General features: G+C 38.6%; 14 protein-coding genes and 1 riboswitch. Of the genes, 10 read left to right on the forward strand and 4 right to left on the reverse strand.

What is annotated here, in order from left to right; genetic code table 11:
- The first annotated feature begins 63 nt into the window (after nucleotides 1-63).
- From ruvA to IGJ00_RS00900, 5 genes are all read left to right on the forward strand, one after another.
- Nucleotides 64-666 (forward strand): Holliday junction branch migration protein RuvA, encoded by a 603-nt coding sequence (gene ruvA / locus IGJ00_RS00880; protein ID WP_071866093.1) that lies wholly within the window; start codon nucleotides 64-66, stop codon nucleotides 664-666.
- 12 nt (nucleotides 667-678) lie between these two features.
- Nucleotides 679-1,680, forward strand: coding sequence for a Holliday junction branch migration DNA helicase RuvB (gene ruvB / locus IGJ00_RS00885; RefSeq protein WP_071866094.1), 1,002 nt, complete (start codon nucleotides 679-681; stop codon nucleotides 1,678-1,680).
- A 48-nt stretch (nucleotides 1,681-1,728) separates the two neighbouring features.
- Complete coding sequence (locus IGJ00_RS00890) at nucleotides 1,729-2,331, forward strand: TetR/AcrR family transcriptional regulator (RefSeq protein WP_192923821.1); 603 nt, start codon at nucleotides 1,729-1,731, stop codon at nucleotides 2,329-2,331.
- A gap of 47 nt (nucleotides 2,332-2,378) precedes the next feature.
- On the forward strand, nucleotides 2,379-2,849 hold the full coding sequence (locus IGJ00_RS00895; protein WP_071866096.1) for a low molecular weight protein-tyrosine-phosphatase: 471 nt from the start codon (nucleotides 2,379-2,381) through the stop codon (nucleotides 2,847-2,849).
- 131 nt (nucleotides 2,850-2,980) lie between these two features.
- Complete coding sequence (locus IGJ00_RS00900; protein WP_019724219.1) at nucleotides 2,981-3,355, forward strand: hypothetical protein; 375 nt, start codon at nucleotides 2,981-2,983, stop codon at nucleotides 3,353-3,355.
- 295 nt (nucleotides 3,356-3,650) lie between these two features.
- Here IGJ00_RS00900 and brnQ read toward each other — a convergent pair whose 3' ends face one another.
- The 4 genes from brnQ to IGJ00_RS00920 form a co-directional block, all read right to left on the reverse strand.
- Nucleotides 3,651-5,015: a branched-chain amino acid transport system II carrier protein gene (gene brnQ / locus IGJ00_RS00905; protein WP_142433577.1), complete on the reverse strand. Its 1,365-nt coding sequence runs from the start codon at nucleotides 5,013-5,015 to the stop codon at nucleotides 3,651-3,653.
- Nucleotides 5,016-5,396: 381 nt separating this feature from the next.
- Entirely contained in the window at nucleotides 5,397-6,137 is a 741-nt protein-coding gene (locus IGJ00_RS00910) for an amino acid ABC transporter ATP-binding protein (RefSeq protein WP_071866098.1), read from the reverse strand.
- Between the two features lie 12 nt (nucleotides 6,138-6,149).
- Entirely contained in the window at nucleotides 6,150-7,745 is a 1,596-nt protein-coding gene (locus IGJ00_RS00915) for an ABC transporter permease subunit (protein ID WP_074800068.1), read from the reverse strand.
- Nucleotides 7,746-7,957: 212 nt separating this feature from the next.
- Nucleotides 7,958-8,132, reverse strand: a riboswitch (Lysine riboswitch).
- A 279-nt stretch (nucleotides 8,133-8,411) separates the two neighbouring features.
- Nucleotides 8,412-8,708 carry a hypothetical protein gene (locus IGJ00_RS00920; RefSeq protein ID WP_010734383.1) on the reverse strand — a complete coding sequence of 99 codons (297 nt, stop codon included), beginning with the start codon at nucleotides 8,706-8,708 and terminating at the stop codon, nucleotides 8,412-8,414.
- Between the two features lie 176 nt (nucleotides 8,709-8,884).
- On the opposite strand from IGJ00_RS00920, the gene IGJ00_RS00925 reads away from it, so the two are divergent.
- From IGJ00_RS00925 to IGJ00_RS00945, 5 genes are all read left to right on the forward strand, one after another.
- Nucleotides 8,885-9,601 carry an NAD-dependent protein deacylase gene (locus IGJ00_RS00925; protein ID WP_071866102.1) on the forward strand — a complete coding sequence of 239 codons (717 nt, stop codon included), beginning with the start codon at nucleotides 8,885-8,887 and terminating at the stop codon, nucleotides 9,599-9,601.
- Nucleotides 9,598-10,434, forward strand: a complete 837-nt coding sequence (locus tag IGJ00_RS00930) for a chorismate mutase (protein ID WP_086335322.1) — start codon at nucleotides 9,598-9,600, stop codon at nucleotides 10,432-10,434. Before IGJ00_RS00925 ends, IGJ00_RS00930 begins: the two co-directional genes overlap by 4 nt.
- A 4-nt stretch (nucleotides 10,435-10,438) precedes the next feature.
- The gene (locus tag IGJ00_RS00935; protein ID WP_071866104.1) at nucleotides 10,439-10,966 is read left to right on the forward strand and encodes a transcription repressor NadR; all 528 of its coding nucleotides are present in this window, start codon (nucleotides 10,439-10,441) and stop codon (nucleotides 10,964-10,966) included.
- A gap of 151 nt (nucleotides 10,967-11,117) precedes the next feature.
- Nucleotides 11,118-12,551: a hypothetical protein gene (locus tag IGJ00_RS00940; RefSeq protein WP_086335323.1), complete on the forward strand. Its 1,434-nt coding sequence runs from the start codon at nucleotides 11,118-11,120 to the stop codon at nucleotides 12,549-12,551.
- A 74-nt stretch (nucleotides 12,552-12,625) separates the two neighbouring features.
- The gene (locus IGJ00_RS00945; protein ID WP_074800070.1) at nucleotides 12,626-13,012 is read left to right on the forward strand and encodes a hypothetical protein; all 387 of its coding nucleotides are present in this window, start codon (nucleotides 12,626-12,628) and stop codon (nucleotides 13,010-13,012) included.
- Nucleotides 13,013-13,014 lie beyond the last annotated feature (2 nt).

Here is a 13,014-nt window from a genome sequence, read left to right on the forward strand (position 1 = left end):
AAAGTATGCTACAATGGATAGAAATATGGGAACGTATGTGTGCGAAAGAAAGAGGAAATTTCAATGTATGAATATCTAAGAGGCATGGTGACTTTTATCAGTCCGTATTATATCGTTGTAGAAACGCAAGGGGTGGGCTATCAAATTGCGTTAGGTAACCCTTATCGCTATAGTAGTAAGTTAGATAAAGAAGTAAAAATCTATGTTCATCAAGTCATTCGTGAAGATGCCCATTTACTATATGGGTTTGATTCACTCGAAGAGAAACAATTGTTTTTACGATTAGTCAGTGTTTCAGGGATCGGACCGAAAAGTGCATTAGCGATCATGGCGAGTGATGATCATTCCGGCTTGATCCAAGCGGTGGAAACTGGCGATGTCACTTACTTGACGAAGTTCCCAGGTGTAGGTAAAAAAACAGCACAACAAATGATCTTGGATCTAAAAGGCAAGTTTGGCGAGTTGAGTATCGATACGCCATTTTCTTTATTTGATGAAGCAACGGTGCAAGATGCAAGTGCCTTGTCAGAGGCAATGGAAGCTTTAGCCGCTCTCGGCTACAGTGAGCGTGAAATCAAACGAGTAGAGAAACAACTAAAAGAAATCGACAATCAGACAACGGATGAGTATCTAAGGCAAGCATTGAAATTGATGATGAAAAAGTAAGGAGGATTCTTGATGACAGATGAATATCTTCTCTCACCAGAACCCGGTGAGAATGAATTGAGTTTAGAAAAATCTTTACGCCCTCAATTGCTTGCGCAATATATCGGTCAACATAAAGTAAAACAAGAATTGAGTATCTACATCGAAGCGGCACGTAATCGTGAAGAACCGCTAGATCACGTCTTGTTATACGGTCCTCCAGGTTTGGGGAAAACAACGATGGCTATGGTCATTGCAAATGAGATGCAAGTTAATATCCGTACGACAAGTGGACCAGCCATCGAGCGACCAGGAGATCTGGTAGCAATTTTGAATGAACTAGAAGCAGGGGATGTCTTGTTTATTGATGAGATCCATCGCTTACCTCGCGTGGCAGAAGAAATGCTTTATTCGGCGATGGAAGATTTCTATGTAGATATCATGGTAGGGCAAGGGCCGACCGCTCACCCCGTTCATTTTCCGTTACCACCTTTCACGTTGATCGGTGCAACGACTCGAGCAGGGATGCTGTCTGCACCTTTACGTGACCGTTTTGGAATCATTGCGCACATGGAATACTATGAAGAAGAAGATTTAAGAGAAATCGTTTTACGATCTGCCGATATTTTTCAAACGGAGATCATCACCGATGGGGCTTTAGAAATCGCACGACGTTCTCGTGGTACTCCGCGGATCGCCAATCGTCTATTGAAACGAGTGCGTGACTTTGCCCAAGTACAAGGAGATGGCAAGATCGATCAGTTGATTGCTGACCGCGCATTGACACTCTTACAGGTCGATCAAGCGGGATTGGATTATGTCGATCAGAAATTGCTACGTACGATGATCGAACTGTATGGTGGGGGCCCAGTAGGTCTAAGCACATTATCCGTTAATATTGGAGAAGAGCGAGAAACAGTCGAAGATATGTATGAACCTTTTTTGATCCAAAAAGGCTTTTTGAAACGGACTCCTCGTGGTCGGATCGCTACCGCCTATGCGTATGAACACTTTGGCTATGACTACCAAGTGTGAACACTCTTTTCTATTGAAAGAGCAAATAGTAGAATATTGATTGAAGAGATGGGAGGGATTATTGTGGGAGAGGCGTCACATACGAAACAAATGATCAAAAAAGTCTTGGTGTCGCTTTGCGAAACACAGCCTTTTCGTAAAATCAGTGTGCAACAGATCGCACAAGAAGCAGGCATCAACCGACAAACATTTTATTATCATTTCACCGATAAGTATGATTTATTGCGTTGGGTGTACTATGAAGATTCGTTACATTACCTAAAAACAGAATCACTTTCTCTCGACAATTGGGAAGAGCAAGCCTTGCTGATGTTAAAAGCCATTGCCGAAAATAAACAGTTCTATTCAAGTACCGTTAGTTCAGAACAGGAGATTCTGCAAAAGCAATTTTCTGCGTTGATCCAACCCTCATTTATTAAAATCTTTGAGCAAATGGATGAAGAAAAACAACTAACTTCCAAAGATAAATTATTTTATGCTCGTTTTTTCTCTTATGGCTGTAGTGGAGTCTTAGTCAATTGGATCACACAAGGTTATACAGAAACACCCTTAGAAGTTGCAATGCAGTTCTTTCGTTTAGCCAAAGATACTGAATTGTATTCGTATCGGTTGTACGCATTGGAAGAAGAACAGGAAATAAAAGACGAATGATCTTTTTTCATTGATTCCAAAATAGGAATACAAAAGGAGAGAATGCTATGACGAAAGTATTATTTGTTTGTTTAGGAAACATTTGTCGTTCACCTATGGCAGAAGGGTTATTAAAAAAGAAAGTAGCAGAACAGGATTTGATGGATTCCTTCGTCATTGATTCAGCTGCAACAAGTACCTATGAGGTAGGTAGTGCTCCTCATCCAGGGACACAAGCGATCTTGGCAAAAGAACATGTTGATACGCGAGAAATGATTGCTCGCCAAATACGTCAAGAAGACTTCCAAAAATTTGATTGGATCATCGGTATGGATCAGTCAAATGTGGCTGACTTAAAGCAAATTGCGCCGATTGAAGCGCAAGAGAAAATCCAACTATTTTTGAGTCCAGTCATTGGCAAAAAAGTACAAAATGTACCTGATCCATATTACACGAATAACTTTGAAGAAACCTATCGATTGATCAATGAAGGCTTAGAAAAATGGCTTGAATTATGGATGAAAAACGACTTAAAATAACGCATGTATTGTTTGGTGGTTTTAGGTAAAAGTTGGTATAAAATAAACTATATTCTTGTTTTTTTAAGAAAAATTGGATAAAATAGGAGTAATTAAGTAACATATTCTTGGCTAGGGGAGGGGTACATTCAATGGATGAAGAAACAGTATCACCAATGAAGAAACTGACAAAGTTAGTGACTAATACTTCGTTTCAACTTTTTGATTCATTTGTGAATGACACAGAAGAAAAAGCTGAGAATGTACGGTTACAAGGGGAGTTCATTCTTGAACTCCAAAAAGCTGCAGCTCAGAATAGTTTAGTGATTCTACAAGTGCGCGAGAATCCACTAAGCAATAAGTACGAAACCTTTTCCGGTTGGGTGGCAACGAAAACAGTTGAACATGACCGAGTGATGATTCGCTTGCAAAATCAAGAGCAACAAATCCGAATCGTCCCAATTGAACAAATCGAAAAAATCACTAGTCTTTCACCTACGGGAGACCAAGAGCGATTATCTAAATAAGAATAAAAGCTATGAAAAAGTAGATTGCTTTTTCATAGCTTTTTTATATGTTTTTCTTACTAGAGAGAGAGGATCTAAAGATTCTCAAAGAACTTGATGTGTGGTATATGTATAAATAAAAAAAGGACCTGCTAGCCGGGGAGCTAGCAGGAAAGGAGTTAAAAATGAAAAAGTGTTGTTAGGGTTGTTTGTTGGTATACTTATATATTAAAGGTGAGTTGTGAATATTTTGTGACGAAAGTTTACCAAAGTTGTTAATTTTTTTATACAAAAAGTTAAACATCTCTTTTTTTTGTTAGCTAACGATCAAGTCAGGTTTTTTTTCATTTTTGAAGAAACTCCAGAGTAATCCGATGATAAAGCCAATCAATGCTGGTGTGATCCAGCCCATTCCTAATGAGAAGAATGGGAGATAGGAATCTGCAAATGTTAAAATGCCTTTGACGAAACTTGTTTGCTTAATTGAATCAGGACAAGCATTCAGTCCATCTACGATGGAAGCGAGTAATGTGAAATAAGTGGTCATTCGATAAACAGAAGTACGTTGTTTAAACAATGGGCCAAACAAGACAAGTAAGATCAAGGTCATTGCCAATGGATAAATAAACATCAAGACCGGTAAAGAGATCTGAATAATATTCGTCAAGCCCACGTTTGCAACTAAACATGCCAATAAACTTGTTCCTGTCACAAAGAATAGATAGCTTCTTTTAGGAAACAATTCAGTGAATGTTTCTGCGAATGCAGTAATCAGTCCGATACCTGTTTTTAAACAAGCAAGAATCACGATAAAGGCTAATAGGATACTCCCGTAAGTTCCTAAATAGTGATCAGCGATTTGAGCCAAGGCGATACCACCATTCGCACTCATAGGAAATGTTCCTAGACTCATTGTTCCTGCATAAGAAAGTAGGGTATAGATGATCCCCATCAACACGATGCTGATCGCGCCTGATTTGATCGTATCTCTTGCAATATCAGAAGGCTTTGTGACACCCATGCCACGAATCGTCGTGACGATAATGATCCCAAAAGCTAAGGCAGCTAACGCATCCAACGTGTTGTATCCTTGTGTAAAACCAGTGAAGAATGCTTGGTTTTGGTAGTGAGGTTGTACAGGCGCATCCGCCACTGAGCCAAGTGGGTTGATAAAAGCAAGTAATAGTAAGATACCTAGTAATACTAAAAATGCGGGATTCAAAAATTTACCAACATAATCCAAGATTTTAGTTGGACGTTTGGATAACCACCAAGCAGCTAAAAAGAATAAGAAACTAAAAATAGCTAAAAATAATGTTTGATTTTCTGCTGGAATAAAAGGTGCTAAGCCAATTTCAAAAGAAGTAGTTGCCAAACGTGGTAAGGCAAAAAATGGACCAATGACTAAATAAAGTAAGACAGTAAAAATAAGCGCATAAGTTTTATTGATCCGTTGTGCTAATTCGTAGACACCAGAGGTTTTGGAAACACCGATCGCAATGACACCTAAGAATGGTAAACCGATCCCTGTAACTAAAAAGCCAAGATTTGCCCAGAAGATATCTGCACCAGCTTCTTGCCCCATATGGACAGGAAATATAAGATTACCAGCTCCAAAAAATAGGCCAAATAGCATGGAACCGATGAATAGATTTTCTTTGAATGATAATTTTTTTGACATAGAAAACTCCTTTACTTTTTTGTATTTTGTTAAAAGTAACAAATTATGTGATGAATTGCAACAATTTTCTGAAAATTATCGAATTCTCTAGAATGATGCTACACATTGACGAAACGACTGCTAACCCTGTGAGAGGAATAAGTAGCGTGTTTTCTCTGCCTCGAAAAAATGTTAGTCAAAAGATCACTCCATTACCTAAATCTTCTTAATTGAAGTGGTTTCTCACAACCACATGTTACGTGAGGTTGTGCAAAAGTTCAACCGATAAAGCAATCGGAACAAAAACAATAAATAAAAAGAAGAACCGCAACTTTTTGAGTAGGGTGACCTTGCTCAATCAAGTTGCGGTAGTTTGAATACTAAGGGTGATTTGATACTTTATTAGTTATTCAAAATGCGTGACAAGAACTCTTTCGTACGTGTTTCTTTTGGATGAACGAAGATATCTTCAGGACTTCCTTCTTCCGCGATCACACCTTTATCCATGAAGATCACTCGGTCAGATACCTCTTTCGCAAATTCCATTTCATGGGTTACGATGATCATTGTCAGTCCAGTATGGGCTAGATCTTTGATCGTATTCAATACTTCACCGACCATTTCAGGATCAAGGGCAGAAGTTGGCTCATCGAAGAGCATCACATCAGGGTCCATTGATAGAGCACGAGCGATAGCGACCCGTTGTTTTTGACCACCAGATAGTTGAGAAGGGCGAGCTTCGATGTATTGTCTCATACCGACTTTTTCTAAGTTTTCGATTGCTACTTTACGGGCATGCTCTTTCTCTCGTTTTAAGACAGTGGTTTGTCCAGAAATACAATTTTCTAAAACATTCATATTATTGAAAAGATTGAAGGATTGGAAAACCATACCGACATTTGTCCGATATTTTGGTAAATTATATTTTGGTGCTAAGACGTTTTCGTTGTTGTAAATGATCTCGCCGCCCGATGGTTTTTCTAGTAAATTGATACAACGTAAGAATGTTGATTTACCTGAACCAGAGGAACCGATGATGGTCACGACTTCCCCTTTATTGACGGTCATGCTAATATCTTTCAGGACTTCATTGTCGCCGAATTTTTTACTTAAATGATTGATTTCGATGATATTCTCACTCATAGGACTGCCTCCTTATTCCTGTAGGTTCGCGTTGTTGACTTCTTCAATTTTTGTATACGCAGTAGGTCCGTCGATTTTCTTCTCAATCACACGTAGGATTCTTGTGATCGTGAAGGTCATGATCAAGTAGATGATCCCAACGATCGTGAATGTTTGGAAGAATTGGAAGTTTGCACCAGATGCGGAGTTTCCTTGGAAGAATAAATCTGCTACACCAATGACACTTAATACGGCGGTGTCTTTGATATTGATGACAAACTCATTTCCAGTAGCCGGCAAAATATTTCTCAATACTTGCGGAATCACTACTTTACGCATCGTTTGACTGTGGGTCATGCCGATCGCTTGGGCGGCCTCAAATTGTCCGCCATCTACTGCAAAAATCCCACCACGTACGATCTCAGTCATATACGCACCAGTGTTGATCGAAACGATGAACAACGCAGCAATCGTGCGATCCAGAGAAATACCAAAGGCTAGAGCCAATCCGTAGAAGATGACCATGGCTTGAACCATCATTGGTGTACCACGGAAGACTTCGATATAAACAGATAACAAGAAATTAGCAACTTTTTGGAAGAAGCGTGTCACTTTATTATCAGATTCTGGAATTGAGCGAAAGACGCCAATCAATAAACCTAATGTCGTTCCTACAACTGTACCGATCAATGCGATAAACAGTGTCAAACCAGCTCCGCGTAAGAACATGTTGCCATATTGATCCCAAATCGTCTTGAAATCTTGGAGCAAGCCAGTTTCTTCTGCATCTCCATCCGTTGACGCAGGTTGGTCTTCAATGGCTTGGTCCATGATGGCAATGCGATCATCATGAGAAATGCCGCTTAATATTTGGTTGACTTGTTGGAGATCAGGATCACCTTTGCGCATTCCTACAGCGATTTGGACATCTTCGGGATTTGTTTGAAAGCCATTTGCTTCATCTAGTTCGAGCATTTTCAAGGCTGGGTTGACGCTTGTGGCTGTTACCCCTTCTGGACGTTCGCTGACGTAACCGTCGATCATGCCAGAAGCTAGTGCTGTTCGCATGGCTGAAAAGTTATCCATTGCTTGTTGCTTGTCCACTCCTGGGATCTGATCGATCACGTTATAGTGGAATGTATTCAATTGTGCAGTGATTTTTGCGCCAGAAAGATCTTCTAAGCTAGTCGCATTCGCAAACTTACCATCTTTTTGTACGACGATCACAAGTTCTGATTCATAGTATGGATCAGTAAAGTCGATTTCTTTTTGGCGTTCAGCCGTCGGACTCATGCCGGCAATGATTGCATCGATCTTTCCAGATTGAAGGGCAGGGGGTAAACCGTCCCATTTCGTTTGGACAATGACTAGTTCTTTACCTAAACCTTCGGCTACCTTTTTGGCAATTTGTACATCATATCCGCCAGCAAAGCTATTTTGGCCTTGAATTGGATAGGCATTGTTTGCATCAGTTTGTTGAGACCAGTTAAAGGGCGCATAACCAGCTTCCATTCCGACACGAAATTGATCGCTCGGGGTTTTATCATCTGCATTAACCAAAGTGGTCAAGCTAAAGATCGATAGAATAAACGTAAAAATTAGAGTGAGTGTAACTGAATTTTTTTTCATCTGTCTTCTCCTTTTTGTTTGTTCACGTACGTGGTCCTTCAGGCATATACTGATAAGACCAACGTTCGCTCAGCTTCTTTGGCTGATAACCAAAGCGCCTTGACACGAGTGGTCGAATACATGCATTGCAGTTGCTTATCAAGGAGAAATAAAAAACGACCACTTTGTAGGTACAAAAGGGCCGCTAAATTTCACAGAGTGATAAACCTCTCACAAAACATAGCGCAACTTAGCATCACTGCTAAGACAGTCCGTAAGCTGTTAACTTACGTCCCAACATACTTTTTAAGCAAAAAAAAGTACATTTCGGCGATCCTCCCTAGCCCTGCTTCCACATGTTTGCTTCACTCCACAGGTTTAATGATTCTCGCGACCTCTACCTCATTGATTGAGGCATCTCGTATTCAGTTATTTATACAAAAAATAGTCTACGATAGAGTAGCCACTTTGTCAATGAGAAACTACATTTTTGCAGAAAAAAGTTGATAAATAAAGAAATATACTGTTTATTTAATTTCTTTCATGAAAAAAGGAAAAGAGAATGTTTTCAAAAAAAGAATAATTATACATTTTATGCAAAACTTAAATGATAGTAAAATAACGAAAAACAGACTGCAAAATCACGCAGTCTGTTTCCTTTTTTATCTAATTTTATCTAAAAGTATTTTAAGCTGTAGCTTTCTTAGGTTCACGACCAAGAATGGCTTGTAAAATAACTGTTACTCCATAAATAGCTAAAACGAGATAGATCAAACTAGAGTATTGTGTGATCCCCCAGCCCCATGTGCGATAAACAACTAATGTAATTGCTAGAACAATTGCTGCCAATACATTGAAAAAGGCAAACGCCCATAGATTTCCATTTTCTTTACGTACTAAATAGAAGATAGAGAAATAAATACTTAATGCTAACCAAGCGATACATGCTAAAATAACGCCCCAATAAATTAAGAATGCAACCATATTGATTCACCTCATTTCATACTCAAAATATACAGATCATTGGTATTGTAGCACGTTTTCATTGTTTTGTCAGTGATGTTTGTGAGTATTTTCTCAAAAAAAATCTCTGAATTTTCATTCGATTGAGGGTATGTTTCATTTTATTTCGATTATAATAGAAGAGAGGTGAGTGATAAATGTTGGAACAAACAATTGAAGAAGCAGCGACAGCGATGATTGAAAGTCAAAAACTGACCTTTCTAACAGGGGCAGGTGTGTCCACACCTTCTGGAATACCCGATTACCGTTCACTAACAGGTGTTTACCAAGGGATGGATCGCCCAGAATATTTATTGAGTCATCAAGCGATGGAGGAAGAACCACAAAAATTTTATTCGTTTCTCAAACATCTTTATCATCCCGAAGCACGCCCGAATATCATCCATCGAGAAATCGTAGAGTTGGCTAAAGAAAAAGAGGTATGGGTCGTTTCGCAAAATATCGATGGGTTACATGAGAAAGCTGGAAGTAAAAAACTAGTTAATTTTCATGGGAATCTGTATCATTGTTATTGTCGAAACTGCCATCAAGCTGTTGACTGGCAAGATTATCTCAGCAGTGACAAGCATCAACTATGTGGTGGTCAGATTCGCCCAGATATTGTGTTATATGGAGAAGGGTTCCAAGATGAAGTATTAGAGCAAGCAGCTTTTGCTGTAAGTCAGGCCGACTTGATTGTGATCGTAGGGACAAGTTTTCAAGTCCATCCCTTTTGTGATTTGATCCAGTTTCGCTCACCACAAGCGAAGCTGTTAGTCATCAATCAGACCCCTGTCTATCTATCAGAGGCGTATCGATTTGTCCAAACAGATGGAACGAAGGTGTTCAAAAAAGTACAGGAGAGTGTAAAATGACAGCTAAAACAGAAAAAGAAAAAATGATTGCAGGCGAACTTTATTTTGCGGGTGATCCAGAATTATCAGCCGATAGAAAATTTGCTCGAAGTCAAAGCCAGATCATCAACCAAGCGGAAACAAGTGAACTTCGCAGTCAATTACTTAAAGAAACGTTTGGCGCTACCGGCGAAAAGATTTATATGGAACCGACGATCAATTTTGATTACGGCTATAATATTTACGTAGGTGAGAATTTTTATGCGAACTTTAATTGTACATTCTTAGATGTTAGTACGATCAAAATTGGCGATAACTGTATGTTTGCCCCTAATGTCCAGCTTTATACTGCCACACATCCGCTACATCCAGTGAAACGAAATAGCGGGTTAGAATTCGCTAAACCAATTGAGATCGGCAATAATGTGTGGCTCGGTGGTGGAGTGATCATCACCCCTGGAGTGACTTTAGGAGACAATGTCGTTGTCGGGGCGGGAGCAGTCGTAACCAAATCATTCCCAGATAATGTAGTGATCGCAGGGAATCCGGCACGGATCATCAAACGAATCGATGAACCAATGCCTGAAGAGTCATTGGAGGAGTTGAGACAATCGATTGATCAAATCGATCACCAATTAGTAGAACTACTTGAAAAAAGAATGGCTACGGTCACGAAGATCGGTGACGTCAAACGAACAACTAACCAAGCAGTTTATGATAAAAAAAGAGAACAACAAGTGTTGGATAAAGTTGCTAGTTGGTTGAAAACACCAGAATACAGTGAGACGATCTTAGCTACTTATGCAGATATCATGAAGCACTCACGAAACTATCAAAATAAACGAATGGAGTAGATAAATGATTGAAGGAGAAACTCGCCGAAAAGAAATCATTGAAACGCTAGTTGATGCAGAGAAACCTGTCAGTGCCAGTAAGTTTGCTACTCGTTTTGGTGTCAGTCGCCAAATCATTGTAGGAGACATTGCGTTGCTACGAGCAGCAGGAGAAGCGATCGTGGCGACGGCCAGAGGATATCTTTTGGAAGATGAACAAGATAAAAATGGGTTCATCAGTAAAATCGCTGTACAACATCAGAGAGAACAAACAGAGGAAGAACTACAGTTGATCGTTGCTCATGGTGGCGAGATACTAGACGTCATCGTTGAGCATCCCTTGTATGGCGAACTGACAGGGATGCTTCATATCAAGACAGTAGAAGATGTTCGCTCATTTATGAAACGTTATCGGAAAAGTCAAGCTTCGTTATTGTCTGAATTAACGGATGGGATCCATCTGCATACGATCCGTTACTCACATAAGGAAGTATTGCAGCAAATCAAACAAAGCTTGGCAGAAGCAGGCATCTTGTTCGAAGGGAACCAATAATTTACTTTATGAGATGGAGATAGGAGTGTTTTTACTTCTATCTCCATCTCATTTTTTCTTTATTTATAAAATAATTGATTTATGCTATGGCAAAACTTTAACTATACTGAACAGAAATGCTACAAATACTTTTATTGAAAGAGGGAGAAAAATGCTTCGAGGAACAAATCAAAAAACAATTCTTTGCTTTGGAGCAGCTGAAAGCAATTTGGAACAACAGTTGAATGATAGAGAACTCAGGAAAAAAACAAATCCGTATGACCCATTGGTTTATATGGAAGAGTTAGTCGACTATCTCATTCAACAACCTTTTGAGAATTTCTCTCTTCAACCCAAAGAGTTGATTGACCAAATAAAAGAAGGCAGCAAATATCCACTCTGGGAAGATATTCAAGCCATCATGATGGAGGACCCAAGGTTTCAATTACACAGGATCTACTCGGAGCCGTTTCTTGAGGAGTATCAACAATACAAGGAAACAGGACAATTTGCCAATCACTTAATGAAAGATACTTTAACTTATAGTCTACGAATACAATTGTTAAAAAAAACAGAATTATTAATGATTGAAGTTGCAAAAAAACGAAGTGATCTTATCATCTGGATACCTTTAGATTCTTATGATGGGGATTTTGTAACGACGATCCAAGGGAAGCAAAATAGATATAAAGATTTTACGTTACGCAGTTTATACCATGAAAAAGATAAGCTCAAAGCATCAATTGTCTTTTGGGAGCATGGACAAATCGTCGCAGCTCCTTGGGAAAGAAATGCTAGATTATGGAGAAATTGTGTGGAAAATGATTTGAGAAAATCATCGGCTATTTCCTCGTCAGAGAGCCATCTTCTAATCTACGGATTACGGGTAGCACGTATCCACTTTAACTATGAAGATCAAGTTTTGCTAAAACATTTCCAATATAAGGACATAAATGATTTTAATATCGATAAGTATAATGATATTTTAATGGAAAGTATTTTTGAACATATAAAACATTGTCCTACAGAAAAAAGTAGAGAAGAATTTTTTAGTCATTGGATTGATTACCTCCCCGAAAAGGAACGCTATTTACCATTGTGGGAAACATATTATCATGTCACACAAACGATTGAAAAATTTCAATTGAAAAACATCTTTAAAGAGGTCATTTCAGAAGACGATACCCAATTTGATCGTCCAGAGATCAAGCAACACTTCATAAAAAAAGGCTGTAAAATAGGGATAGAACTCACTTTGTTGTCTCAACATGTCACAATAGTCTTTCTATTAGACGAACTTTGTGACCTAAGAGTAGTAAAAAAAGTCCCCGGCATTACTGGAAGTGAACTACGCTACATGTATCGAAACTGGGAACGGTTTAAGCAGCGAGTCGTTTTTATTGAAAAGAAAAAATTTGTTTCTCCACCTTGGGAATCTGATCCTGAATTTTGGGCAACCTATCAGCCTAAGTCAAAGAGCCTGGCACAACCAGAAGGGTATACGCTTAGTGATAAAAAAGAATTTAAACAGTTGAAAACCTACGCAAAGACGAATAGCCAATCGCAAAGTAAACAAAGAATCAGACAGATGGAACATTGTCGCTGACTGAATCATAAAAATACATACTGACACACCATTGAGACGAATAGATAAAAAATAAGACGATTGGGAGGTCAACTATGATAGATCAAACAATGAACGAATTCAGAAAAAAATTAGATATATTAGCTTTATCTTTATCACTACAAGAAAATATCAATCATTTTGGTTTAAATAAAGACTATCAATTATTATTCTCAACATATATTCAAATGATTCGTGAGGATCAAGACAATTTTTTTATTGAAAAGGAACGAAAAGAAAATATCATGGAATCGCTAAAGCGAACAAAAGATTTTTATGATTTTGAGAAAAAAGAACAAGTGCAAATGATCTTTGAAAAACTGAGAAATGATGATCCAACAGATTTCATGCTTATTCCCTCTTCATTTTATCCAGGAGAGTATGGGGCAGTATCACCTCATACATGTGGATTAACAGTCTATAAAAAAATGATTCTTTTATAATT

Origin of the sequence: Enterococcus sp. AZ062, assembly GCF_051715065.1 — a bacterium.
Taxonomy (GTDB): domain Bacteria; phylum Bacillota; class Bacilli; order Lactobacillales; family Enterococcaceae; genus Enterococcus_B; species Enterococcus_B mundtii.